Genomic DNA, 24,419 nt, shown 5'->3' on the forward strand with positions numbered 1-24,419 from the left:
GCCGGACACAACTGCCGGAACTGATCACGACGATAGGACCCCGACCCGATGCGCCTGACCACTTTTTTGACCGCCCTGATACTGCCGCTTATGGCCGCCCCCGTCGCTGCTCAGGGCCAGTTTTCCCCCGCGATTTCGGTGAACAACACCGCCATCAGCGGTTACGAGCTGGACCAGCGGGCAAAGCTGCTGACCTTGTTTCGCACCCCTGGAAACGCGCAGGAACTGGCCCGCGAGCAGCTGATCGAAGAGGCGTTGAAGCAAGAAGAGATGGACCGCGCCGGCATCCGCATCACGGACGAACAGCTTGCGATCGAGGTCGAAGCCTTTGCCAGCCGCGCCAATCTGTCGCTGGCGCAGTTCACTGGTATTCTGGCGCAGAACGGTGTTGCCACATCCACGCTGGAACAATTCGTCAAGATCGGCGTGACCTGGCGCGACTTTATCCGGCTGCGCTATGCCTCTCAGGCGCAGGTATCCGATGCGGATATCGCCCGCGCCCTTAGCCAGCAAGGCAGCACCGGTGATGCGCTGGAAGTGCTACTGACCGAGATCATCATCCCCGCCCCGCCGCCCCGTGCGGCAGAGGCGAACGCAATTGCTGAACAAATTGCGCAAACCCGCTCTCAGGCGACGTTCGAGGCGGCTGCGCGTCAGTATTCCGCCCTGCCTAGCCGGAACAACGGCGGCCGCCTGAACTGGCTGCCACTGTCCAACTACCCGCCCGCGCTGCAGGGCCTGATTTCGAGCCTGACAGTCGGCGAAGTCACGGCGCCGATCCAGATTCCGAACGGCGTTGCCCTGTTCCAGATGCGCGGCATCCGCGAAGTGCCGCAGGCACGCCCGCAACCCACCAGCATTGATTATGCTGCCATGCAATTTGCCGATGTTGCAGCCGCTCAGACGGCCAAACTGTCAGTGGATACCTGCGATGACCTATACGGCCTGGCCAAAGGTCTTCCGGCCGATGCGCTGCTGCGGGACACGGTCGCGCCTACGCAAATCTCTCAGGGTATTGCTTTGGAGTTGGCGAAACTGGACATGGACGAAGTGTCGATCACCGCAACCGGCGGCGGTGCCGGGGCGCAGCTAATCATGCTCTGCGGCCGCACCTATGGTGACGCTTCGGCCGATCCGGAATCGCTGCGCGCCAGCCTGCAAAGCCAGCGGCTTGAACAGTTTGCCCAGGCCCTGCTGGCAGAGCTGCGTGCGGCGGCCCTGATCCGGCCGTGACGACAGCGGCAGGGCGCGATGCGCCGATTGTCATCAGCTGCGGCGAACCTGCGGGAATCGGGCCGGAGGTCTCGGCGGATGCCTGGCGCGCTTTGGGCGGCGAGATGCCCTTGCTGTGGATCGGTGATCCACGGCATTTGCCCGGCGACACACCTTATCGCGAGGTGACAGATGCAGCGCAGGCCCACGGGCCTTGTCCTGATGCCTTGCCCGTACTGGCGCGCGACTTCGGTGCCGCGCGCGTGCCCGGAACACCGAACCCCCAGCATGCCCAAGGGGTGATCGACGCGATTGCCGATGGCACCGCACTGGTGATGGCGGGCGCGGCGCGGGCAATCTGCACGGCGCCGATTTCCAAAGCGGCGCTGATCGACGGGGCCGATTTTGCCTATCCCGGACATACGGAATTTCTGGCTGCCCTTGCGGGGGATGTGCCCGTGGTGATGATGCTGGCCTGCACGCAACTGCGCGTGGTGCCTGCGACGATCCATATACCGCTGCGCGACGTGGCAAATGCACTGACCCAAGCTGTGCTTCGCGATACCCTGCGGATCACCCGCAATGCGCTGATCCGCGATTTCGGCATAGCGGCCCCCCGGATCGCCGTCGCAGGTCTGAACCCGCACGCGGGTGAGGACGGGAAGATGGGAATCGAAGAGCGCGACATGATCGCGCCGCTGCTGGACGACTTGCGCGCCGAAGGGTTTGATTTGTTAGGCCCCTTGCCCGGCGATACCATGTTCCACGCCGCCGCCCGCGCAGGTTATGACGCGGCGGTCTGCATGTATCATGATCAGGCGCTGATCCCGATCAAGACCATCGATTTTGCCGGCGGCGTGAATGTCACGCTTGGCCTGCCGTTTGTGCGCACCTCGCCGGATCATGGCACAGCTTACGGCATCGCAGGTCAGGGCGCGGCTGATGCGACGTCAATGATTGCAGCGCTGCGCACAGCGCGTGATATGGCGGATGCCCGAATGGGCGCAGCTGCCGGAGCCTCCGGCGGGAGTTTAGAAGGCCAGATGAAGTTATGAGCCAGATCGATAATTTGCCGCCCCTGCGCAGCGTGATCGAGACCCATGGAATTGCTGCGAAAAAATCGCTGGGGCAGAACTTTTTGCTGGATCTGAACCTGACCGCGAAAATTGCGCGGATGGCAGGGGATTTGAAAGGGTCGGATATCCTGGAGATCGGCCCCGGCCCGGGCGGTTTGACCCGCGGATTGCTGGCCGAAGGCGCACGGCGCGTTCTGGCGATCGAGAAGGACGAGCGCTGTATCGCGGCGCTGGAGGAGATCGCAGCGGTCTATCCGGGGCAGCTTGAGGTTGTGAATGGCGATGCGCTGGAGATTGACGTCGCCGGCCGGTTGCAGGCTCCGATCCGTATTGCAGCAAACCTGCCCTATAATATCGGCACCGAGTTACTGGTGCGGTGGTTGTCGCCGCCGGTCTGGCCGCCGTTTTGGACCAGTCTGACCTTGATGTTCCAGCGAGAGGTGGCGCAGCGGATTGTGGCAATGCCGGGTGACAAGGCGTACGGGCGCCTTGCGCTGCTGGCCTATTGGCGCACGGATGCGCGGATCGTGATGGACCTGCCCCCGGAGGCGTTTTCGCCGCCGCCCAAGGTCAGCTCTGCCGTGGTTCATTTGACCGCCCTGCCCGCGCCCCGCTATCCGGCGGACCCTGTGATGCTGAATCGGGTCGTCGCGACGGCTTTCAATCAGCGGCGCAAGATGCTGCGATCCGCGCTGAAGCCGATGGGCGGCGATATTGAAGGCCATTTGACGGCTGTCGGAATTGCACCGACCGCGCGTGCGGAAGAGATCGGGCTGGAGCAGTTTTGCGCCTTGAGCCGGAGTTTCAGCGAGGCCTGACGGCTGGGGCCCTGCCGGCGGTGTGTATAATATTTCAGGCGGCGTTGCATGGGGGCGCTGCCCCCAAACCCCCGGGATATTTTTGACCAGAAGAAGCGGGTTGGCGGGAATCGCAAAGGCCGCAGCACAGTGATGTGCCGCGGCCTTTGTCGTTTGTAGCGCAAAGGCGGCTTAGTCGGCGTTGTCGCCGGACGGGGCCGCGGCGGGTGCGTCGGTGCTTGCCTCTGGCTTTGGGCGAGGCTTGCGGGGGGCGCGCGGTTTGCGTGCGCGGGGCGCGGGTGCATCGCCATCAGCGGGTGCTGCGGCAGGCGCGGCATCGGCAGCTGGCTCTGCCTTGGCGCGGGGCTGCGGCTGTGGCTGCGTTTCCGGCGTATCGACAAGGCCGCTGTCATTTGCATCGGGCTGGGCGTCGCCGGCGTTTGCCGCCTCTTCCTGTGCGCGCAGGCGTTCGTTGCGTTCCCGGTCGCGTTCGGACTGGCGCTGGCGGTTCAGCTCTTCCTGCTCTGCGCGTTCACGGTCGCGTTCGGCCTGACGCTGGCGATTCTGTTCTTCCTGCTCTTCGCGCTGGCGATCGACTTCGCGCTGCGCTTCGGCAAGCATTCGCAGGTAATGTTCGGCGTGCTGTGCGTAGTTTTCAGCGTTTACACGGTCGTTCGACAATTGCGCATCGCGGTGCAGCTGGTTGTATTTTTCGATGATCTGCTGGGGCGTGCCGCGCACCTTGCCTTCGGGGCCGGAGCTGTCGAACACCCGATTGATGATGCTGCCGCCCGTCGGACGATTGTTGTTGCGGTTCTTATTGCCCCGCGACCGTGACTTCGATGATCTCATGAATGAACTTCCGTCAAGCCCTTTGGCTTCGTTGCGCCTGGTCCCCTTTTCAAACGCGCCGTGTGCGCGGTGGGACCCAAGCGGTGTCTGGCGGCAAAACCGGAGCGAGCGCTGAAGCACTCTGCGCGCCGGTAGGTGTGGAATTGCACGTTGGCGGCCTTCGCGCAAGATAAAAACGCAAAAAGCGAGTGTAAATCCCTTTAACTGCGCGTTTTTTGCCCGCAGACGACACGGTCGCGCCCGTCGAGGTCCTGAGTGACGGTGACAGTTTCCAAACCGTGCTGCGTAAACATATCCGCGACGGCCGGGCCCTGGCCCGCGCCGATTTCCACAATCAACCAGCCGCCGTCCACCAGATGCGCCAAAGCGTTGCGGGTGATCTGGCGATAAGCACCCAGCCCATCGCCTTCGTCTGTCAGGGCGAGGCGCGGTTCGTAAAGGCCGACGCCGGGGTCAAGGTCTGCGTATTCGTCCAGCGTGATATAAGGGGGATTCGAGACGATCAAATCAAAGGCAGCGGTACTAGCCGGCAGGGCATCCAGCCAACTGCCTGCATGAAACTGGACGTGATCGCCAAGGCGCAGGGCGGCGGCATTGCGCATGGCGACAGCCAGCGCCGCGCGGGACAGGTCGGTGCCGATGCCAAAGGCGGTCGGAACGCGTTCAGCCAGTAAGGTCAGCAGGATACACCCCGAACCTGTCCCAAGATCAAGCAGGCGCTGCCAGGGGCGGGCAAGGGCTGCCGTGATCAGGATTTCGGTTTCCGGGCGCGGATCAAGGACATCCGGCGTCACCTCGAATGTGCGGCCGTAAAACTGGCGCGTGCCGGTCAGGTGGGACACGGGCACGCGGCGGGCACGCTGGTCGATGATTTGGCGATAGATCTGCGCCATACCCGGCGTAACCGGATCCTGCGCGATCAAGGTGATGCGGCTGGCGTCGATACCAAGGACATGGGCCGCAAGGCGGCGCGCATCGCGGGGGGCCCCGTCAATGCCCGCGGCGGTCAGCGTCTGGGCGGCCTGCCGCAGCAGGTCGGACCAGATCACGCGCCCATCTCTGCCAAAAGCTGCGCCTGCGCGTCCGATTGCAACGCATCGATGATCGCGTCCAGGTCGCCCTGCATCACCTGCCCCAGCGCATAAAGCGTCAAGTTGATGCGGTGATCCGTCAGGCGCCCCTGGGGGAAATTATAGGTGCGGATGCGTTCGGACCGGTCGCCGGTGCCGATCTGCGCCTTGCGGTCGGCAGAGCGTTCGCCGTCAACCCGCTGGCGTTCAAGGTCGAAAAGCCGGGTGCGCAGCACGTTCATCGCGATTTCGCGGTTGCGGTGTTGGGATTTCTCGGCGCTGACGACGATGATTCCCGTGGGGATATGGGTGATACGCACCGCCGAATCGGTTGTATTGACGTGCTGGCCGCCTGCCCCGCTGGCACGCATCGTATCGATCCGGATATCGCTTGCGGCAATCTGGACATCGACTTCTTCTGCCTCTGGCAGCACGGCGACGGTGGCGGCAGAGGTATGGATGCGCCCGCCGCTTTCGGTTTCAGGCACACGCTGGACGCGGTGCACGCCGGATTCGTATTTCATCCGCGCAAAAACGCCGTCGCCAGCAATGCGCGCGGTGACTTCTTTGATGCCGCCGAGTTCGGTATCGCTTTGGTCAAGGATTTCGAACTTCCAGCCCTGATTTTCCGCATAGCGCTGATACATGCGCAAAAGGTCGGCGGCGAACAGCGACGCCTCATCACCGCCGGTGCCGGGGCGAATTTCCAGCAGCGCCGGGCGTCCGTCTGCGGCATCCTTAGGCAAAAGCGCAAGCTGTACCGCCTTTTCCGACGCGGCCAGCTGGTCGCGCAGGGCGGGCAGCTCTTCTTCGGCCATGCGGCGCATTTCGGGGTCTTTAAGCAGATATTCGGTATCATCGATCTGCTGCACAAGGTCCTGATAGGCACGCAGCGTGCCGACCACGGGGGTCAGGTCGCTGTATTCCTTTGCCAGGGCAGCAATATCTGCCCCGGCGACGTCGCCAGACATTTTCGCCTCCAGGAACTGGAAGCGGTCAATGATTTGGGCCATGCGGTCTGCGGGTATCATAGCGATCAGGTGGCAGGCTGCGCCGCGCCCGTCAAGAGGCTGGCACCACAAGGGGGCCAAGCTGGGTCAGCCAGGCTTCGACGCGGGCGCGGTTCACGCCAAGATCTGATTTCCCAAAGCGTGACTGGGCCCGCATGACCAGAAGCGGGCCGTTTTCGGTATCGACGACCGTAACGGTGGTATAGTCGGGATAACCCATCAGTGCAGACCGGGTGACATAGGTGACAAGCCCTTCGGCGGCGGCACCCGATGCGACCTTGGTGCGATCCGATTGCAAAGCCACCTGGTCGACGGCCTGCATGATATCCGCGCCGGAGGCGGTGATCTGCCGCACCGCCTTGAAACTGTTCATGGTCGCGGTATCCCCCGGCTCTGTCGCGGCGGGGGACGTGGTAAAGCTGGTTAGGTCCGCCGGTGACAGGCGCACATAGGCACCGCCGGCAACGGCCAGCACACACAGGCCGATCGTAATTTTTGCAAGCATGTTTGGATCCTTTTGTTCACGCACATATGGGGCCGCTGTCCGGCCTTACAAGCAAGCGCAGCCGCGACCGGCTTAAAGCGGCAAAGCCTTTTCGATCAGGCGGGAAAAAAAGGTCGCGCCATAGGCGGTAGTGTCGTCGTTGTAATCATATTTGGGGTGGTGCAGCCCTGCACTGTCACCGTTGCCGATAAACAGATAGGCGCCGGGGCGCGCCTCCAGCATGTAGGAAAAATCCTCTGCCCCCATATCGCGGGATACGGAAGTATCGCAGCTGGTGATACTTTCCGCCACGCTGGCGGCAAAGGCGGTGCAGGCGGGATCATTGATCGTCGCGGGATCGCCGTTGCCATAGTCCAGCGACGCGGTGACGCCGAAGCTGGCGGCCTGCCCGTCCACGATCGCCTGCATCCGGTCCATCACCATCTGCTGCACCGCAGGATCAAAGGTGCGCACGGTGCCGTTGATCATAGCCGTGTCCGGGATCACGTTAAAGACTGAGCCGGAATGGATCTGCGTGACCGAGATCACCAGATCGTCCATCGCATAGTGGTTGCGGCTGACGATGGTCTGGATCGCCTGCACCATGCTGACGGCGGCGGTTATGGGATCGACGGTATCTTGCGGAAAAGCCCCATGACCGCCCTTGCCGTTAATGTTGATCGTGAATTCATCAACCGCCGCCATGATTGGTCCGGGCGTGGTATAAAATTCGCCGACCGGCGTGCCGGGGGAATTGTGCAGAGCATAGACTTCGGCAATGTCAAAGGTGTCAAAGATACCCTCTTCGCGCATGACCTTCGCGCCAGATCCGTTTTCCTCAGCGGGTTGAAAGATCAGGGCGACACGGCCTGCGAAATTGCGCGTTTCGGCCAGGTATTTCGCCGCCCCCAGCAGCATGGTTGTGTGGCCGTCATGGCCGCAGGCGTGCATCGCGCCGGGGTTGGTGCTGGCGTAGTCAAGGCCAGTTTCCTCGGGCATAGGTAGCGCATCCATATCGGCGCGCAGGCCGATGGTGCGGCCCGGTTTCTGGCCGTTGATGATCGCAACAATGCCTGTGGTGGCGATGCCTGTGTGGATCTCGTCGACGCCAATGTCGCGCAGGCGGTCCGCAACAAAGGCTGCGGTGTCATGCAGGGCGAATTGCACTTCTGGAATGGTGTGCAGATGGCGACGCCACTGGGCCAGCGTGGCTTGATAATCGGCAATGGAATTGAGGACGGGCATGGCTGGCACTCTGGCTTCAGGGGAATTACCATGTTGTTACCCAAAGCAAAGGTACCTGCAATGCGTGATGATGCCCTGATCCACGACCCCAACGGCGGAATGCCGCGCCTGCTGGCGATCATGCGTGCCCTGCGCGATCCTGTCGCGGGTTGCCCTTGGGATATCGAGCAGGATTTCACCACGATTGCCCCCTACACCATCGAGGAAGCCTATGAGGTCGCCGATGCGATCGAGCGCAAGGCTTGGGGTGAATTGCGCGGAGAGTTGGGCGATCTGCTGTTGCAGTCGGTCTATCACACCCAGATGGCGACAGAGGCGGAACTCTTCACCTTTGACGACGTGGTGCGCGATATCAGCGACAAGATGGTCGCGCGCCATCCCCACGTCTTTGGCAATGAATCGCGGGACAAATCCGCCGATCAGCAATCGGCCGACTGGGAAAAGATCAAAGCGGCAGAGCGCGCGGCCAAGGCCGAGGGGCGCACGCTGGACGGCGTGGCCTTGGGTCTGCCCGCCCTGATGCGGGCGGTAAAGCTGCAAAAACGCGCCGCGCGCGTGGGGTTTGACTGGCCGGACGTTGGTCTTGTTGTGGACAAGATCGCCGAAGAAGCCGCAGAACTGGTCGAGGCCCGCGACGAGTTGACACCGGACAAAGTGGCCGAGGAGTACGGCGATCTGCTGTTCGTGATGGCCAACCTTGGGCGTCATCTGGGCGTTGACCCGGAAGAGGCGCTGCGCGCGGCAAACGCCAAGTTCACAAGGCGCTTTGGCGCTATCGAAGATGCGCTTGCGGACCTTGGGCGGACGCCGGCCCAGTCCGATCTGGCTGAAATGGACGCCATGTGGGACGCGGCTAAGGCGGCGGAACGGGCGGCAAATTAATGCCCGACAAATTTCGACAGGTATTGACCAGACTAAAATAGTCGGGTTTACGGTGGGCCAAGTGAAATCAGGAGAGCCCATTATGACCCTTCGCACCATTCTTCTGGCGACTGCCGCCAGCGCCTGCGCCCTGCCCGCCGTGGCCGATGTCAATATCTATACCACCCGCCAGCCAGAGCTGATCCAGCCTGTTATGGACGCCTTTACCGCCCAGACCGGCATTGCCGTGAACCTGGCCTTTGTGAACGACGCACTGATCGAGCGACTGAAAGCCGAAGGCGCGCGCAGCCCCGCCGATCTGGTGATGACGGTCGATATCGCCAACCTGCAGCGCGTTGTGGATTCGGGCACCGTCCAGCCTGTCGAAAGCGACGTTCTGACCGCTGCCGTGCCGGCTAACCTGCGGGCCGCCGACAATTCTTGGTTTGCGCTGACCACCCGTGCCCGCATCGTTTATGCCAGCAAGGACCGCGTTGCAGAGGGTGACATCACAACCTACGAAGACTTAGCCGACCCCAAGTGGCAGGGCCGCATCTGTACCCGGTCTGGCCTTCACGACTATAACCTTGCGCTGCTGTCCGCCTATATCGCCCACCACGGCGAGGAAGAAGCCAAGGTCTGGGCGCAGGGCCTGAAGGACAATCTGGCGAAAAAGCCCGAAGGCAACGACCGGGCACAGGTCAAGTCAATTTGGGCCGGCGAATGCGACATCTCTTTGGGAAATACCTACTATATGGGCCAGATGGTCGCCGATCCCGAGCAGTCGGAATGGGCAGAAAGTGTCAGCATCCGCTTTCCGACCTTTGAAGAAGGCGGCACGCATGTGAACATCTCTGGCATCGCGATGACCAAAAGCGCGCCGAACAAGGAAGAAGCGCTGCAGCTGATGGAATTCCTTGTCTCGCCCGAAGCGCAGGGGATCTATGCCGAAGTGAACAACGAATACCCCGTGCTCGACGGCGCACCGCTGTCCGATCTTGTCGCCAGCTGGGGCACTTATGACGTGGACAACATCGACCTGACCGAAGTGGCCGGCCACCGTGCGGCCGCCCTGCGGATCATGGAAGAAGTCAACTACGACGGGTAAGATCGTCTGTTTCGGGGGATGGGCTGGCTAAGCCAGCCGATCCGCGGGGGCGCTGCCCCCACACCCCCGGGATATTTTTGACCAGAAGAAGGACAGGACCGTCAGGTGGTACTGTCTGACCTGATGATTTGATCGGCAAGATCGCCGAGGTCTTGCGCGATGAAATCAGGTTGCGGCAAGCCTGCGACCGGGAGCGTGTTGTTGTGCGGGCGTGCAAGAAAGCCGCCGCGACAGCCAAAGGCCTGCGCCCCGATAATGTCCCACAAATGGCAAGCGATCATGCACATGTCTTGCGGCAAAGCACCGTAGGCCTGCGCGACCATGTCATAGGTCCTTGGGTGCGGTTTGTAGACCTGAAGGTCGGCAATGCTGAAGTTACGATCGAAAAAATGGTCGATCCCCGCTTTTTCCAGCGGTGTTGGTGACGGCGATGGCGCAGAGTTCGTCAGTGTGACCAGCGTAAACCCGGCGCTTTGCAATTTAGCCAGCGCGGGGCCCACGTCGGGATAGGCGGGCATTGCGGTGATCAACGATTTTAATTCTGCGATATCGTCGTCCGTGATGGCCACGTCATGGTTAGCGCCGACCATGCGCAGCGTGCCTGACGCCAGGTCGCCAAAAGGCACATAGCGGCCGGACAGGGTCAGGGCCTGCGCATACAGGATCAGTTCGGGAAACCATTCGCGTAGCACACCGGCCTGGCCAAACAGCCGCGTAAAAAGCGGCGTTAGCGTGGACAGATCCAGCAGGGTTTCGTTGACATCAAAAACAATCAGCCTGGGCCTGGCGGGGTTGGACATTCTGGCGCTCCACAAATTTATCCGGAAGGCGGCTTTCGCAGAAAGCGCCCTGCCGGTTTGTGTATGAGCTAGGCCAAGGCGGCGCGCAGGCAAACCCTGCGTGCCAGGCGGTCAGTTTGCAGCTTTTTCTTCCAGCGCCAGCCATTCAGCTTCTGCGTCTTCCAACTTGGCATGGCGATCGGTCAGCGCATCGGTCGCTTTTTCAAACTTGACCGGGTTCTGCGTGAACAGATCGGGATCGGCCATCAGGGTTTCCAGCTTGGCGATCTCGGCCTCGAGCCGCGCAATCACGCCGGGCAACTCTTCCAGACGATGCTTTTCGGTGAAGGACAGACCGGTCTTGCGCGCGACAGCCTGGGGCTGCTTGCCCGATTTGGACAATTGCTTGCCGACGGATGACGCAGCCTTGGCCCGGTCACCGCGCTGGGCCCGATAATCGGTCCAGCCACCGGCATAGACGGTCGCCTGGCCGTCGCCTTCCATCGCCACGGTCGTGGTAGCCGTGCGATCCAGAAAATCACGGTCGTGGCTGACCAGCAGCACGGTGCCGTCATAATCGCCCAGCAGATCCTGCAACAGGTCCAGCGTTTCGATATCCAGATCGTTTGTCGGCTCGTCAAGAATCAGCAGGTTGCTTGGCTTGGCCATCAACCGCGCCAGCAGCAGCCGCGCCTTTTCGCCGCCCGACAGGGCCCGAACGGGCGCGCGGGCCTGTGCCTCGTCGAACAGGAATTCCTTGAGGTAGCCGACCACATGTTTCGGCGTGCCGCGCACCATGATCTGGTCGGCCTTGCCGCTGACGCCCATTTCTGGATCGTTCACAAGATTGTCCCAAAGCGTCATATCGGGATCAAGCTGCGCACGTGTCTGATCGAACAGTGCAATTTCAAGATTGGTGCCCAGCTTTACCGTGCCCGCGTCCGGCGCAACCTGCCCCAGCAACATTTTGATCAGTGTCGTCTTGCCCACGCCGTTGGGGCCGACAAAGGCAATCCGGTCGCCGCGCTGCACAGTCAGGTCAAGCCCCTGCACAATCGGCTTTTCGCCGAACGTCTTGTACAGCCCGGTCGCCTCGACCACTTTTTTGCCCGACGTGGTGCCGCCCTCAAAAGCCATGGCAGCCGCGCCCTGCCGCTGAATTTGGCCAGCCCGTTCGGCGCGCAAATCCTGCAGCGCCCGCACGCGGCCTTGGTTACGCTTGCGCCGGGCAGAGATACCTTCGACCGCCCAACGTGCCTCGGCCTTAATCTTGCGGTTCAGCTTGTGGCGTTGCTGATCTTCCTCTTCCCAGATTCGGTCGCGCCACGCCTCAAAGCCGTCAAAACCTTCCTCAGCGCGGCGGACCTCGCCCCGGTCGACCCATAGCGTGGCCCGCGTCAGATTGCGCAGAAACGCCCGGTCGTGGGAAATTAGTACATAGCCGGCCTTGGTGGATTTCAGCTCAGCCTCCAGCCAGGCAATTGCCTCGATATCAAGGTGGTTCGTCGGCTCGTCCAGCAGCATCAGCTCTGGCGCTTCCGCCATCAGCTTCGCCAGCGCTGCGCGGCGCTTTTCGCCGCCCGATGCGGTCGCAACCAGACCTTGAGGATTAAACTTCAGCCCCTCGGCCACCATCTCGACGCGGTAAGATTCGTCGATATCAAGGCCGGACGCGGCATATTCGCCCAGCGTCTCGAACCCTTCCATCGTGGGGTCCTGTTCCATGTAACCGACACTGACCCCGGGGGCCGCGGTGCGCGCCCCTGAATCCGCCTCGATCAGGCCGGCCATGATCTTCATCAAGGTCGATTTGCCAGATCCGTTGCGACCCACAAGGGCCACCCGGTCGCCTGGCTGAACCACCATGGACAGGTTTTCAAAAATAGGATCACCGCCAAACGTAAGCGAGATCTCGGAGAGCTGTAAAAGGGGTGCGCGTGCCATGCAGGCCTGCTACGCAAGGCCCGCGCAAAGCGCAAGCCCCCGCATCACCGAAGCCCGCCTGCAATGCCCCGCGCGGCGCACCGCCTGCATTCATCTGGCAAGTCAAACTCCCGCCGGAGGCTCAGACCGTCCCCCCGGCACCACCCTTCAGCTTCTATCGCGCCAGCGTACCATCTGCCGCATCATCCCGTGCAGCATCCGGACGTCGTGGCTGGTCATCGGCATCCGGCTCCACAGGTTGCGCAGGTTCAGCTTCATGCTCTCAGCCTTGTGCGCGGGGTAAAAGAAACCCGCTTCGCTCAACGTTTCCTCGTAGTGCTCGGCCAGCTTTTGCACCTCGATCGTTTCGGCCAGATCCGGCTGGCCAAAGGCATCGCGCAGGCCCGCGCCTTGGCAACGCTGCCATTCGTAGGCCGTCAGCAGTACACATTGCCCAAGGTTCAGGGATGCGAACTGCGGATTCACCGGGACAGAGATGATAGCATTGGCCTGCGCCACATCGTCGTTTTCCAGCCCCGCCCGCTCTGGCCCGAACATGACCGCGACCTTTTCGCCGCGGGCGATGCGGGCAGCGGCGTCAGCCATCGCCTCTTCCGGCGTCAGAACAGGCTTAGTCAGCTCGCGCGGGCGCGCGGTAGTGGCGTAGGTATAGTGGCAATCGGCCAGCGCCTCTGCCGTGGTATCGAACAGCTGCGCCTCGTCCAGCAGACGGCCCGCACCGGATGCCATTGCAACGGCCTTTTGGTTTGGCCAGCCATCGCGCGGCGCTGTGATGCGCATGCGGTCCAACCCAAAGTTCCACATCGCGCGGGCGGCGGCGCCGATATTCTCGCCCATTTGCGGGCGGATCAGGACAAAGGCGGGTTGGGGCGTGGTGCTGGGCATGATGCGCTCCGGAAAAGTGATCCGGGCCTGATAAGCCGCCCGCGCGGTCAAGACAAGCAAGCCGCCCCCCCGATTTCGCGGCGCAGGCAAGCGCGACATAGCCAAGCCGCGCAAAGAGCGTTAGAACGCGGCAACCTTCATACCCGGATGCCTGCCATGACCGACGCTGACGACCTGCCGCAACTTTACCTCATCACCCCGACAGAGCTTGATCTGGACACCTTTCCAGACCGCCTTGCCGCCTGCCTTGATGCGCATCAGATCGCCTGTGTGCGTCTGTCCCTGGCCACCCGGGACGAGGACAAGATCGGCCGCGCCGCCGATGCCGTCCGCGCCGTTACAGCGGAACGTGATGTCGCCCTTGTGATCGAACGGCATGTGCAGATGGTCGCCCGCCACGGTCTTGACGGCGTGCATTTGCTGGACGGCGCGCGCACAATCCGCGCCGTGCGCAAGGAGTTGGGCGATGACGCTATCGTCGGCACTTTCTGCGGCCAATCGCGCCACGACGGCATGACGGCAGGTGAATTGAACGCCGACTACGTCAGCTTTGGCCCTGTGGGTGAAACCGCCCTTGATGATGGCAGCCGCGCCACGCTGGACCTGTTCGACTGGTGGTCCCAGATGATCGAAGTGCCCGTCGTCGCCGAAGGCGCGCTGGATATCGAACTGATCCGCGCCGTTAGCCCGCATGTGGATTTCTTTGGCATCGGGGACGAGATCTGGGGCACTGACGATCCCGCCGCGACCCTGCGCCAGATGATCGGCGCGATGTCCTGAACGACACGAAAACTGGCCTAAAGCGCGGATCTGACCAGATCGGTCAGATCCTGCGCCAGCGCCTTGCGATCCATCCCCGGGGCCAGATCGCGCGGTGGATGATAGGTCACGCGCACATGCCCTTGCCGCGGCAGCGCGAGCGTGGCCAGCAGATGAGGCGCAAAATCCATATCGCCCCACCAGCCATAGATGCGGCGATCCGCGGCCTTGGGGGCGTGATACGACAGCGTCACCGGCTGCACATGCATCCCCAGCGCAATCAGCGGCGCAAACAGCACCGGCTTGAACGGCAGCACCTGGGCCCCGTCGCTTGACGTACCTTCAGGGAAAAATACCAGCGTCTGACCAAGCTTTAACCGCGCTGTCAGCAGGGCCACGTCCCGCGCCGCCGCCTTGCGGTCGCGCGTGACAAAGACCGTTCCCGTCGCGCGGGCCAGCCAGCCGATACCGGGCCAGCGCGCCACCTCTGCCTTGGACACGAAAACAACGCAGCCGCCTGCGTTCAGCACAAAGATATCCAGCCAGCTGACATGGTTTGCCACAAGCGCACCGCCTTGAGGCATGGGCGCGCCTTGCGTGACGCGCGCCAGTCCCATGATCCGCAGCGCACCGCGGCATACCCAGCGGGTCACATGCGGCGTCCAGGGGCGGCGGGGGCCGAAAAACGCCGCCTCCAGCGGACGCAGAGCCAGCAGAAGGCCAAGCCCGCCGAATACCAGCAGCCCCATCGGTACGGCGCGGCGCAGCACGCGGATTTTGGCACGCGGCGTTAGGGGGCCATGAGCCGGCGGCTGCGCGTCTTGCCAGGTCATCGTATCCTCTCTGGCAGGGCGCGGGCGCGCTGGGCATCGGTCATCAGCGCCGGATCAAGGATCATGCACACGTCCACCGTGTTGAAGGCGTCGTCCACGCAGGCCCCCTCGCCCACAACGCCGCCAAGTCGCAGATAGGCCTTGATCAGAGGCGGTATGGCGCGCAGCGCCGCCTTGCGGTCGGCCGGTGACTGCGACGGCATCACTGCCGCGCCCGGACCATGCGCCCGCGTGCGCAGATGCGCGGGCGCAAGGTGATGCTGGCGCAAATAGGCCAGCGGCGCTGACAATGCACCGGCGTTCGTGCCATGAAACGATGCCACACCAAACAGAATGGCCTCGCCGCGATCCGCCGCGATCCGGGCTAGCGCCGCAAACAGGTGCATCATCGCCGGCCCGCCGCGATAGGCTGGCAACAGGCAGGACCGCCCCAGTTCCAGAACCGGGCGCCCGGTGGCCGGTAGCGGCGACAGGTCAAATTCGGCGGCGGCAGAAAAGCCGCCAGCCCGCGCGGCCTGTTCCGCTGACATCAGCCGGTAGGCCCCGACAACAGGCGCACCGGGCTGCGCCGTATCTTCCAGCAGCAAATGATCGGCAAAGGTGTCATAGTGATCCGCCTCGCGCCGGGCTGTATGATCGACAAGACCCCCGCCCGCCCCCAATTCATGCACAAAGACATCGTAGCGCAGACGCTGCGCCGCCGCGACATCCTGCAGCGAAGCGGCAAGGCGGGTGCGAAACACGGGGCTCGTTTCAATCATCGGTCTGTCCGCAGTGCCGGGGGCACCCCGGCCAGTCCCGCGGGATATAGGGGTAGCGTTAAGGATTTGGCAACCAATTCAGTCCAGTTTGAGGCCACCGCGATTGACAGATGCAACGACCTTGCTAGCGTCATCTGCAATTCAAGTATGGTAGACCGGAACCAGAATGACCTTGGCCCCATCCATGACAACCTTGCCAGCCTCGCGAAAGTTGACGGTGATGCGCCCGTTGATGTTGGACTGCACCTGCCCTGTTCCCCAATCGGGCGCATCGGGGTTCTGCACCAGCATCCCCGGTTCCAGCATGGCATTCAAATCACCCGACATCGGCGTTACATTCCTTTTTTGTGCAGGGGCATCATCATGAACAACGATCTGGCCACCCTGATTGGTTCCCGCATCTGCCATGACCTTATCAGTCCAATCGGTGCGATCAACAACGGGGTCGAACTGATGGCCCTGACAGGCGGCGGCGGGTCGGCCGAAATGGCGCTGATCGGCGATTCTGCCCAGAATGCCAGTGCCCGCATCCGGTTCTTTCGTGTCGCCTTTGGCGCGACGCCCCGGCCAACGATTTGCCCGGCGAGAGGTGATGAACGTTCTATCCGATATCGCCCTCGGCGGGCGGATCACCTATCAATGGGACGCAGCCGACGATTGCAGCCGCGGCGATGTGCGCAACTGCTTTTTGATCATGATGTGTTTCGAAACGGCTATGATCCACGGCGGTGACATTACGGTGCGGCGATCAGGTGACGGCTGGGTTCTGACCGCGCAGGCCGAACGCCTGCGCCTTGACGCCGATCTTTGGGACGGGCTGACCGCCCGCCACCATCCGGTCGTGATATCACCGGCGCAGGTGCAATTTGCACTGCTGCCGCAAGTCATGCGTGAAACCGGATGCCGGATGCAGATCGACCGGACAGAAACCGCAATCACTGTCCGGTTTGCCCCTGATTAAGGGCGCAAGGTGCCGTCGCCTGTCACCAGATACTTAAAGCTGGTCAGCTGTTCGGCCCCGACAGGCCCGCGCGCATGCAGCTTGCCGGTCGCGATGCCGATTTCTGCGCCCATGCCAAACTCTCCTCCATCTGCGAATTGCGTAGAAGCGTTGCGCAGCAGAATTGCCGAATCAAGGTGACGAAAGAATTTATCCGCCACCGCATCGTCTTCGGTCAGAACCGCCTCTGTGTGGTTGGACCCGTAGGTGCGGATATGGTCAATTGCACCATCGACGCCGTCGACGATTTTGGCGGCGATAATCATGTCCAGAAACTCGTGCCCGAAATCATCCGCCGTCGCGGCAACAGTACCGTCAATCTGGGCGTCACCTACGGCGCGCACTTCAACGCCCGCGGCCAGCAAATCGCGGATCAAAACGCTGCCATGACGGTCCCAAAAGCCGCGATCAATTAGCAAACATTCGGCAGAGCCGCAGATGCCCGTGCGCCGCGTCTTGGCGTTAATCACCACGGCACGCGCCTTTTCCAGATCGGCCGCCGCATCGACATAGACGTGGCAGATCCCCTCCAAGTGGGCAAAGACCGGCACCCGCGCCTCTTTCTGGACAAGTCCGACAAGGCCCTTACCGCCGCGCGGCACAATGACGTCGATATAATCGACGGCTTGCAGCATGGCCGACACCTCTGCCCGGTCGCGAGTCGGCACCAGTTGGATCGCCGCCTCCGGCAGGTCCGCGGCCCGCAGGCCCGCAACCAGCGCCGCATGGATCGCCAGCGACGAATGCAGGCTTTCCGAACCGCCACGCAAAATCACGGCGTTCCCGGATTTTAGGCACAGGGCACCCGCATCGGCGGTCACGTTGGGGCGGCTTTCGTAGATCACACCAATCACGCCAATGGGTGTGCGAACCCGCTTGATCTGCAAACCGTTCGGCCGGTCCCAGGCGTCAATCACCGCGCCGATGGGGTCATCCTGTGCCGCCACGGAACGCAGCCCATCGCACATGCCCTGCACGCGCGATTCGTCCAACATCAGCCGATCCATCATCGCCGGCGACAGTCCCTTTTCGCGGCCGAAGTCCATATCCTTGGCGTTGGCGGCCAGAATATCGCCCCGGCTTTCCCAGATCGCATCGGCGGCTGCCGTCAGCGCCAGCGCCTTGGCCGCTGGCGTTGCAGTGGCAAGAACAGTCGCGGCTGCGCGGGCGGCGCGGCCCATGGCGGTCATGGTGTCGGTCATCAGTGGCTCCGGTCCTGTAGTACCATATCGTCGCGGTGGATCAGGGCAGCGCGGCCTTTGTATCCAAGGATATCAGCGGCCTGCGCGCTGCGCTGGCCTTTGATCTGCGCGGCTTCCTGGCTGTTGTAATTCGTCAGGCCAAGCCCAAGCGGCGTGCCATCGACAGCTACGATCGCCACGGGATCGCCCCGTTCAAAGGTGCCGGTTAGGCGGGCCACGCCGGCGGGCAGCAGGCTTTTGCCGTCGTGCAAGGCCGCATCAGCGCCTGCATCCACGACAAAGCTGCCTCGAGGCTTCATGGCCGCGATCCAGCGCTTGCGGGCCGCCTGCGGCGTCGTCTGTGCCGTGAACCACGTGGCGCGGGCATCTTTTTCCAGGCCTGACAGCGGGTTATGCGGCGATCCTAAAGTGATGCACAAGGCGCAGCCGGCTTCGGTCGCAACACGCGCTGCCATGACTTTGGTCTTCATCCCGCCCTTGGACAGGCCAGAGACCGCATCCCCCGCCATTCCCATAATCTCGGGCGTGATATGCGCCACAACGTCCAGATGCTGCGCATCCGGGTCGGTCTGCGGGTTGGCGGTATAAAGCCCGTCAACATCGGACAGCAGGACCAGTTGGTCGGCCCCGACGGTCACGGCAACCTGCGCCGCCAGGCGGTCGTTGTCGCCATACCGGATTTCATCCGTGGCGATGGTGTCGTTTTCGTTCACGATGGGCACGACGCCAAGGCCAAGCAGCGTTTCCATCGTGGCACGGCTGTTTAGATAACGGCGGCGGTCGGTAGAATCGTCAAGCGTAACCAGCACCTGCGCCGTCGTGATGCCCAGCGGGTCAAGCACGTCCTGATAGGCACGCGCCAGCTGGATCTGTCCAACGGCCGCAGCTGCCTGGCTTTGTTCAAGAGGCAAATCGCCCGCCCCCAGCCTTAGCACACCGCGCCCCAGGGCGATAGAGCCGGAGGACACAAGGATCACATCCGTCCCCCGCGCCCGAATACGGGCAACGTCCTGCGCAAGGGATGCAAGCCAGTCGGCCCGCAGGGCACCGGTGCCCCGGTCGACCAGAAGGGCTGAGCCGATTTTGACCACCAGCCGCCGGGCGCTGGTCAAGGCTGCCATGGCTCATCCTCGACAGGTTCTTCGGCCGCAATCCGGTCGCGCAGACGGCCTTCGTCGATTTCACCGCGCAGGGCGCGCAGCACCTCGGTGACGCCTTCGCCGGTCACACCGGACATCAGCATCACGGGGCCGCCGACGCTGGCCTCCATTTCCTCTTTCAGAAAAGCACGCTCTTCTTCGTCCAGCGCGTCGATCTTGTTCAGCACGGTGATGCGCGGTTTGTCCGCCAGATCGCCGCCGTATTTTTCCAGCTCTTCCACGATGGTCGCGCAGTCCTGCATCGGATCGCCGGATGTGCCGTCGATCAGGTGCAGCAACACGTTGCAGCGTTCCACATGGCCCAGAAACATATCGCCCAGACCGCGGCCTTCGCTGGCACCTTCGATCAGGCCGGGAATGTCGGCGACGACGAATTCGACGTTATCAACCCCCACAACGCCAAGGTTCGGGACCAGCGTGGTGAAGGGATAATCGGCAATTTTGGGCCGTGCGTTCGACGTGGCGGCCAGAAAGGTGGACTTACCTGCGTTCGGCATCCCCAACAGACCTGCATCGGCGATCAGCTTCAGCCGCAGCCAGATCGTGCGTTCGACGCCTTCTTGGCCCGGATTGGCCCGGCGCGGAGCCTGATTGGTGGCGGATTTGAAATGCAGGTTGCCCCAGCCGCCGTTGCCGCCGCGCGCAAGCACGATTTCCTGCCCGACTTCGGTTAGGTCGGCGATGACGGTTTCTTCGTCTTCGTCAATAATCTCGGTGCCGACAGGCAGGCGCAGGATGATGTCATCGCCGGATTTGCCCGTCATCTGGTTGCCCATGCCGTGCTGGCCGGAGTGGGCAAAGAAGTGCTGCTGATAGCGAAAATCGATCAGCGTATTCAGCCCGTCCACAGCCACCGCTATGACAGAGCCGCCATTACCGCCGTCCCCGCCGTTCGGGCCGCCGTATTCGATGAACTTTTCGCGCCGGAAGGACACGCAGCCCGCACCGCCGCCGCCGGAACGGATGTAGACTTTGCAAAGATCGAGGAATTTCATGAAGGAGGCTTTCGGGCTGTTAAGTGTCGCTGTTACGCGACTTGGCGGTATTTCTCAAGCCGTCCCGCGCGGCGCGCGTCAGGCGGTAATAATGCGACATGACCGGATAGCCGCGGGCGATGGCCTGCTCGAACCGGCTGTGCCAATGGGTAAAGCCAAAAGACTGAAGCAACCGGGCTGAACCGACGTTATCGGCCCAAACGCTGGCATTGATGACGGGGCAATCGTCATGATCAAAGGCATGGTCCAGCGCGGCCGCAACAACAGTCCTGCCGATCCCGCGCCGCCAGTAATCCTGATGGATCATATAGCCCAATTCACCGCGCGTCACCGCGACGGAGCCGATGATTTTGCCGTCCGTTTCAATACCCCAAACGAATCCCTGCCCCGCATAGGGAACACTGCGGGTCGCCGTAAACGCGCGATTGGCAGGCCAGGGCCATCCGCCAAGCTGACGCACAACGGCCCATTGGCCGGCAATGACGTGCAGATCATCCGTGTCTCCCAGCGCGAGCGGTCGTAGTGTCAGATTAATCATGGCGGATAGCCCATGTGGCTGCCTGCAGCGCCATCCGTTGCAGCGGGGCCATGGTACCGCTCGGGCGGTGGACGGCTGTGGTCATATGAGTGTCAGCAAAACCCAGATTCAACAGAATGGCCCGCGAAGGACCATTGCCAATCAGATGACCAGAAATGATCTCGACCATGCCCCCGGCGAAGGCAGCCGCAACAACAGCGGTAGCAGCCTCGGTCATAATACCTTTGCGGTGGTGGCTGGGCGAAAGCCAATAACCAAGGTCGGGCTTCACGGAAATGACGCCAATCAGGCCCGTGCCATCATCAATAGCCCAATGCGGGTGACCCGGCTGCGCAGCAATCTGCGTGCGAAAATAAACGGCATCGTCAAGAGTATAGGGCCAAGGCACTGCGGTGAGCCATTTGACGACATCCCAATGGGATAGGGCCGCCACAATGGCGGCGTCATCACCCGGCGCAAGCGGCCGTAGTGTCAAACCTCCGGTCCGGATGACGGGCGTCAGAGTCCCGTTTTCAGCATGTAGGTCCATGTCGGCACCAGCGCGTTGCGGGCGACCGAAAAGGCCTCGGCATCGCCCAGGTAATCAAAGCCGCAGTTGGTCAGCACCCGGGCAGAGCCGGGATTGTCCTGAAACGCTTCGGCGAAATACTGACGCGCGTTATGCGGGTTGTTGGCCAGTAAGGTGCGGACGGCTTCGGTGGCAAAGCCGATATTCCAGAACGCCGGGGCGACCCAATAGAACACCTCTGACTGGGCGCGGTCCATCCGGGCCAGAGAGATGAGGCCAAGCACTTCGGCATGGCCTGCCGTGCTGCCATCCATGACCCAGATATCCTCGATCCGGTCAGGCAGGGACGCACGGGCGATCATTGCTTCGAACACGCCGGGCGGCAGCGGGTGGGGAATGGACCGGGTGGCACGGGCCAGATTACGATCGGCCGCATACATCGAAATCAGCCCAACATCCGAGGTGCGCAGCGGGCGCAGCACGAAACGATCGGCGGGGTAAGTGGCCTGCGAAACGACTGGTGTCACAATCATGGGTTTCGCTCCTCCTCAAAACCAATGAAGCACGCGTTAAGGTTGCGCGTGCGTAAACGCAAAAAGGGGGACCGGCTTGCGCCGATCCCCCTGTTGTCTTGGGTAGCGCGGCTTACTCTGCGGCCTCGGCCACCGGCAGCACGGAAATGAAGGTACGACCCTTCAGACCCTTGTGGAACTGCACGTTGCCTTCGACGGTTGCAAAGATCGTGTGATCCTTACCCATGCCGACGCCGTTGCCCGGCCACATTTTGGTGCCGCGCTGACGCATGATGATGTTGCCCGGAATGACGACTTCGCCACCGAACTTTTTCACGCCAAGACGACGACCAGCTGAGTCGCGTCCGTTACGGGATGAACCGCCTGCTTTTTTGTGTGCCATGTGTCGGTCTCCTTACTTCGAAAGTTCTTTGGCTTGCTCGATCCAGCCTTCACGCTGGATGCGGCCTTTGAAGTTCAGCTTTTCGCCAAACTCTTCGGCTTCGGCATCAGACCATGCTGCGATCTGGGCGAAGGTGGTGATGCCTTCAGCGTGCAGCTTCTTCTCCAGCGCGGGGCCAACGCCCGACAGCTGCTTCAGATCGTCTGCGCCGGCGGTTGCAGCGGCGGCCTTGGGGGCTGCTGCTTTCTTCTCTGCCTTGGCGGGCTTTTCAGCCTTGTTCGAGGCAGCGTAAGCAGCAGCTGCACCAGCAGCGGCCAGCGCCACAGCGCCGGTTGCGAATGCAATACCACGGCCGGACAGGGCTGCGCGGATGCCGGACTTGTCAGCGCCGGATTCCATGATGTCGCCGATGCGCACCAAGGTCAGCTGCTGACGGTGACCCTTTTTACGCTGAGAGCCGTGCTTACGACGACGCTTGACGAAGTTGATGGTCTTGGGGCCTTTGATCTGGTCGATCACGGTGGCTTTAACGCCAGCGCCTTCGACCAGCGGCGCGCCAATGCTGTCACCAACCATCAGGATTTCGTTGAACTGGATTTCGTCGCCAGCCTGGGCGTCCAGCTTTTCAACACGCAGCACGTCGCCCGACTGGACGCGGTATTGCTTGCCACCGGTTTTGAGAACCGCAAACATATGTCTTTCCTTTTGTCTTTCGCGTCGGTCAGGTCCCCGATCAAGGGCGTTTGTGGCCAAAACCACCTGTCAACAGCGCGCCCTTGGGCGAATTCATGTCTATATCCCAACAAGGGTCTTGCCGGGATGGCGGCTTATCGGGCCAATAGGGCATCATGTCAACACCCCAAGACAGGCAAAGCATCATGTGGACAACACCCATCAGCCCTTTTCTTCACCGCGGCGCAGCGGCCTTTGGCCTTGTGGCGGGCCTTGGCCTGCTGGCGGCCTGCAACACCGCAGGAGACGTGCAAAACCCCTTTACCGGCGTCACATCGGCCTTTAACGCCCCCGACAGCCAGCGCGGTGCGGTCGAACTGGCGGTCAAATCCGAATTCCCCGCGATTCTGTCGCAAATCGATGCGGGCGGCGGCCCCGCATTAACGGCGGCCTTTGACGCCGCGGGCGTTCCGCCGCAGGACCGCCCTGCCCGCATCATCCAGTTGCAGCGTGATGCCGGAATTTACGCCAGCAACCCCGGCGCGCTGTCATCGGCCTTGCTGGTCTGGGGCGGTTAAATATCCTGCCCGGCCATGTATTGCGCCGAGGCGCGGCCCAGTTCGGTACTGATTGCAACAAACATCTGGTCAAAGGCCGCGAACATGGCCGAATTCAGCGCCTGTCCGGGCTTTGACTTGGAAAAGTCGATATAGGCCTGCATGTCCTCTTCGGACAATGGCTGGTAGGCCATCATCAGGAAGCCATAGACCCATTCGGTCGTATTCTGCCGGATCTGCGGTTCCTGATCGTTCACATCGGTCAGGATCTGCTGTTCGGTCAGATCGCCCTGAAAGGCACCGCCGTCCTGCAGCCCCATGTAGAACCCAAAGTTCGCATTCATCGCACCAACGACATTGGTATCAATCAGATCGTTTACAGCGATAAATTCTGTCACCAATTGAACGCGGGGCGTTTCCGCCTCCAGCGCGTCGCCGGCAGCCTGCTTGGCCGCGGCATCGACGTCATCGTCCAGCAAAGCGCGCCGGGCCGAGATTTCCAGCTGGATCACGTCCTGCCCCAGATCGGAGTTAAAGAAATCGAGCATCGCGCCGATATCCTGCCCCGCAAGCGCCTGTCCTAGCGCCGCCGCAGCGCCGCCACGCATCTTGTCGAGGTCATAGATATCGCTGACGGTCTTGGTCCATTTGGCGTTTGCGCTGGTCGACAAAAGGTCGGTCGCGATCTCCTCGCCGTAAGCCAGCCCCTCCTCCCGCATGATCTCGATCATCTCTGGCAGGCCAAGCGCGTCGAACAGCGCCGCGCTTTGTTCTGCATCCGCCGCCTGCGCCTGCGCCAGCGTGGCCGAGGCAATCAGCGCGAGCGGCGCAAGAAAGGTAGTGCGAATGGCATGCAGCATGAAACGTCCTTTGATCAGCAGGCTTTTGGTGCGGGGCATAAAGCCACGCCGTTAAGGAATAGATACGGGCTTTGCCCCCTTATTCCAAGCATGCACGCCCCTGCCTCACGACAAAGTCACCAAGCCCTCGATCAGGGGGTTGCGGTTTCCCCGCGCCCGTTCTAAATCACCGCCACCAAGACCCCCGCGCGGAGAGGTGACGGAGTGGTCGAACGTGGCGGTCTCGAAAACCGTTGAGCCTGCAAGGGTTCCCAGGGTTCGAATCCCTGTCTCTCCGCCACTTTTCCTCTACCAGCAGCGTCAACGACCCCGCAGGGCAAAAGCGCCCGTTGATCG

General features: G+C 62.2%; 28 protein-coding genes and 1 tRNA gene. 9 read left to right on the forward strand and 20 right to left on the reverse strand.

Features of this window, described 5'->3' with window-relative positions:
* Nucleotides 1-48: 48 nt before the first annotated feature.
* Genes SJY10_RS09720 through rsmA form a run of 3 tightly spaced genes read left to right on the forward strand, consistent with a single transcriptional unit; the run spans nt 49 to nt 3,106 of the window.
* The gene (locus SJY10_RS09720; RefSeq protein ID WP_386681996.1) at nt 49-1,233 is read left to right on the forward strand and encodes a peptidylprolyl isomerase; all 1,185 of its coding nucleotides are present in this window, start codon (nt 49-51) and stop codon (nt 1,231-1,233) included.
* Complete coding sequence (gene pdxA, locus SJY10_RS09725; protein WP_386681998.1) at nt 1,230-2,267, forward strand: 4-hydroxythreonine-4-phosphate dehydrogenase PdxA; 1,038 nt, start codon at nt 1,230-1,232, stop codon at nt 2,265-2,267. Before SJY10_RS09720 ends, pdxA begins: the two co-directional genes overlap by 4 nt.
* Complete coding sequence (gene rsmA, locus SJY10_RS09730; RefSeq protein WP_386682000.1) at nt 2,264-3,106, forward strand: 16S rRNA (adenine(1518)-N(6)/adenine(1519)-N(6))-dimethyltransferase RsmA; 843 nt, start codon at nt 2,264-2,266, stop codon at nt 3,104-3,106. Before pdxA ends, rsmA begins: the two co-directional genes overlap by 4 nt.
* Nucleotides 3,107-3,277: 171 nt before the next feature.
* On the opposite strand, the gene SJY10_RS09735 is transcribed toward rsmA, so the two are convergent.
* The 5 genes from SJY10_RS09735 to SJY10_RS09755 form a co-directional block, all read right to left on the reverse strand.
* Complete coding sequence (locus SJY10_RS09735; protein ID WP_386682002.1) at nt 3,278-3,937, reverse strand: DUF4167 domain-containing protein; 660 nt, start codon at nt 3,935-3,937, stop codon at nt 3,278-3,280.
* 200 nt (nt 3,938-4,137) lie between these two features.
* Nucleotides 4,138-4,986, reverse strand: a complete 849-nt coding sequence (prmC, locus tag SJY10_RS09740) for a peptide chain release factor N(5)-glutamine methyltransferase (protein ID WP_386682004.1) — start codon at nt 4,984-4,986, stop codon at nt 4,138-4,140.
* Entirely contained in the window at nt 4,983-6,038 is a 1,056-nt protein-coding gene (prfA, locus tag SJY10_RS09745; RefSeq protein ID WP_386682006.1) for a peptide chain release factor 1, read from the reverse strand. The genes prmC and prfA overlap by 4 nt, the downstream gene beginning before the upstream one ends.
* A gap of 31 nt (nt 6,039-6,069) precedes the next feature.
* Complete coding sequence (locus tag SJY10_RS09750; RefSeq protein WP_386682008.1) at nt 6,070-6,522, reverse strand: DUF1499 domain-containing protein; 453 nt, start codon at nt 6,520-6,522, stop codon at nt 6,070-6,072.
* Nucleotides 6,523-6,594: 72 nt separating this feature from the next.
* Nucleotides 6,595-7,746, reverse strand: coding sequence for a M20 aminoacylase family protein (locus tag SJY10_RS09755; RefSeq protein ID WP_386682010.1), 1,152 nt, complete (start codon nt 7,744-7,746; stop codon nt 6,595-6,597).
* Nucleotides 7,747-7,806: 60 nt separating this feature from the next.
* Between SJY10_RS09755 and mazG the strand changes: the two genes are divergently transcribed.
* Both mazG and SJY10_RS09765 read left to right on the forward strand, forming a co-directional pair.
* Nucleotides 7,807-8,628 carry a nucleoside triphosphate pyrophosphohydrolase gene (gene mazG, locus SJY10_RS09760; protein WP_386682012.1) on the forward strand — a complete coding sequence of 274 codons (822 nt, stop codon included), beginning with the start codon at nt 7,807-7,809 and terminating at the stop codon, nt 8,626-8,628.
* Between the two features lie 82 nt (nt 8,629-8,710).
* Nucleotides 8,711-9,715, forward strand: a complete 1,005-nt coding sequence (locus SJY10_RS09765; protein ID WP_386682014.1) for a Fe(3+) ABC transporter substrate-binding protein — start codon at nt 8,711-8,713, stop codon at nt 9,713-9,715.
* A gap of 101 nt (nt 9,716-9,816) precedes the next feature.
* Here the strand turns inward: SJY10_RS09765 and SJY10_RS09770 are convergent, their stop codons facing one another.
* The 3 genes from SJY10_RS09770 to SJY10_RS09780 all read right to left on the reverse strand — a co-directional run bounded on the left by SJY10_RS09770 (nt 9,817) and on the right by SJY10_RS09780 (nt 13,323).
* Nucleotides 9,817-10,515 carry a haloacid dehalogenase type II gene (locus SJY10_RS09770; protein WP_386682016.1) on the reverse strand — a complete coding sequence of 233 codons (699 nt, stop codon included), beginning with the start codon at nt 10,513-10,515 and terminating at the stop codon, nt 9,817-9,819.
* Nucleotides 10,516-10,626: 111 nt separating this feature from the next.
* Entirely contained in the window at nt 10,627-12,438 is a 1,812-nt protein-coding gene (locus SJY10_RS09775) for an ABC-F family ATP-binding cassette domain-containing protein (RefSeq protein ID WP_386682018.1), read from the reverse strand.
* Nucleotides 12,439-12,585: 147 nt separating this feature from the next.
* Entirely contained in the window at nt 12,586-13,323 is a 738-nt protein-coding gene (locus tag SJY10_RS09780) for an RNA methyltransferase (protein WP_386682020.1), read from the reverse strand.
* Between the two features lie 156 nt (nt 13,324-13,479).
* Here SJY10_RS09780 and SJY10_RS09785 point away from each other — a divergent pair, with 156 nt between their 5' ends.
* The gene (locus SJY10_RS09785; protein WP_386682022.1) at nt 13,480-14,103 is read left to right on the forward strand and encodes a thiamine phosphate synthase; all 624 of its coding nucleotides are present in this window, start codon (nt 13,480-13,482) and stop codon (nt 14,101-14,103) included.
* A gap of 17 nt (nt 14,104-14,120) precedes the next feature.
* On the opposite strand, the gene SJY10_RS09790 is transcribed toward SJY10_RS09785, so the two are convergent.
* From SJY10_RS09790 to SJY10_RS09800, 3 genes are all read right to left on the reverse strand, one after another.
* Nucleotides 14,121-14,915, reverse strand: a complete 795-nt coding sequence (locus SJY10_RS09790; RefSeq protein WP_386682024.1) for a lysophospholipid acyltransferase family protein — start codon at nt 14,913-14,915, stop codon at nt 14,121-14,123.
* The gene (locus SJY10_RS09795; RefSeq protein ID WP_386682026.1) at nt 14,912-15,676 is read right to left on the reverse strand and encodes a GNAT family N-acetyltransferase; all 765 of its coding nucleotides are present in this window, start codon (nt 15,674-15,676) and stop codon (nt 14,912-14,914) included. The genes SJY10_RS09790 and SJY10_RS09795 overlap by 4 nt, the downstream gene beginning before the upstream one ends.
* Before the next feature lie 141 nt (nt 15,677-15,817).
* Entirely contained in the window at nt 15,818-16,003 is a 186-nt protein-coding gene (locus SJY10_RS09800) for a DUF3553 domain-containing protein (RefSeq protein WP_386684604.1), read from the reverse strand.
* A 265-nt stretch (nt 16,004-16,268) separates the two neighbouring features.
* Here SJY10_RS09800 and SJY10_RS09805 point away from each other — a divergent pair, with 265 nt between their 5' ends.
* Nucleotides 16,269-16,637, forward strand: coding sequence for a histidine phosphotransferase family protein (locus tag SJY10_RS09805; RefSeq protein WP_386682028.1), 369 nt, complete (start codon nt 16,269-16,271; stop codon nt 16,635-16,637).
* Here SJY10_RS09805 and SJY10_RS09810 read toward each other — a convergent pair.
* The 8 genes from SJY10_RS09810 to SJY10_RS09845 all read right to left on the reverse strand — a co-directional run bounded on the left by SJY10_RS09810 (nt 16,634) and on the right by SJY10_RS09845 (nt 22,687).
* Nucleotides 16,634-17,878 carry a glutamate-5-semialdehyde dehydrogenase gene (locus SJY10_RS09810; protein WP_386682030.1) on the reverse strand — a complete coding sequence of 415 codons (1,245 nt, stop codon included), beginning with the start codon at nt 17,876-17,878 and terminating at the stop codon, nt 16,634-16,636. The two genes, SJY10_RS09805 and SJY10_RS09810, sit on opposite strands and share 4 nt — an antisense overlap.
* On the reverse strand, nt 17,878-18,999 hold the full coding sequence (gene proB, locus SJY10_RS09815) for a glutamate 5-kinase (RefSeq protein ID WP_386682032.1): 1,122 nt from the start codon (nt 18,997-18,999) through the stop codon (nt 17,878-17,880). Before proB ends, SJY10_RS09810 begins: the two co-directional genes overlap by 1 nt.
* On the reverse strand, nt 18,987-20,033 hold the full coding sequence (gene obgE, locus SJY10_RS09820) for a GTPase ObgE (RefSeq protein WP_386682034.1): 1,047 nt from the start codon (nt 20,031-20,033) through the stop codon (nt 18,987-18,989). The genes proB and obgE overlap by 13 nt, the downstream gene beginning before the upstream one ends.
* Before the next feature lie 19 nt (nt 20,034-20,052).
* The gene (locus tag SJY10_RS09825) at nt 20,053-20,571 is read right to left on the reverse strand and encodes a GNAT family N-acetyltransferase (protein WP_386682036.1); all 519 of its coding nucleotides are present in this window, start codon (nt 20,569-20,571) and stop codon (nt 20,053-20,055) included.
* Complete coding sequence (locus SJY10_RS09830; RefSeq protein WP_386682038.1) at nt 20,564-21,046, reverse strand: GNAT family N-acetyltransferase; 483 nt, start codon at nt 21,044-21,046, stop codon at nt 20,564-20,566. The genes SJY10_RS09825 and SJY10_RS09830 overlap by 8 nt, the downstream gene beginning before the upstream one ends.
* A 23-nt stretch (nt 21,047-21,069) precedes the next feature.
* Complete coding sequence (locus tag SJY10_RS09835) at nt 21,070-21,612, reverse strand: GNAT family N-acetyltransferase (protein WP_386682040.1); 543 nt, start codon at nt 21,610-21,612, stop codon at nt 21,070-21,072.
* A gap of 112 nt (nt 21,613-21,724) precedes the next feature.
* Nucleotides 21,725-21,994: a 50S ribosomal protein L27 gene (gene rpmA, locus SJY10_RS09840; protein ID WP_072855858.1), complete on the reverse strand. Its 270-nt coding sequence runs from the start codon at nt 21,992-21,994 to the stop codon at nt 21,725-21,727.
* A gap of 12 nt (nt 21,995-22,006) precedes the next feature.
* Nucleotides 22,007-22,687, reverse strand: coding sequence for a 50S ribosomal protein L21 (locus tag SJY10_RS09845; RefSeq protein WP_386682043.1), 681 nt, complete (start codon nt 22,685-22,687; stop codon nt 22,007-22,009).
* 185 nt (nt 22,688-22,872) lie between these two features.
* Between SJY10_RS09845 and SJY10_RS09850 the strand changes: the two genes are divergently transcribed.
* Nucleotides 22,873-23,244 (forward strand): hypothetical protein, encoded by a 372-nt coding sequence (locus SJY10_RS09850; protein ID WP_386682045.1) that lies wholly within the window; start codon nt 22,873-22,875, stop codon nt 23,242-23,244.
* Here the strand turns inward: SJY10_RS09850 and SJY10_RS09855 are convergent.
* Nucleotides 23,241-24,122 carry a DUF2059 domain-containing protein gene (locus SJY10_RS09855; protein ID WP_386682047.1) on the reverse strand — a complete coding sequence of 294 codons (882 nt, stop codon included), beginning with the start codon at nt 24,120-24,122 and terminating at the stop codon, nt 23,241-23,243. The genes SJY10_RS09850 and SJY10_RS09855 overlap by 4 nt on opposite strands.
* Before the next feature lie 151 nt (nt 24,123-24,273).
* Here SJY10_RS09855 and SJY10_RS09860 point away from each other — a divergent pair.
* Nucleotides 24,274-24,363: transfer RNA gene (locus SJY10_RS09860), tRNA-Ser, on the forward strand.
* The last annotated feature ends 56 nt before the right edge of the window (nt 24,364-24,419 follow it).

This window comes from Loktanella sp. R86503 (assembly GCF_042466455.1).
Classification (GTDB): domain Bacteria; phylum Pseudomonadota; class Alphaproteobacteria; order Rhodobacterales; family Rhodobacteraceae; genus Loktanella.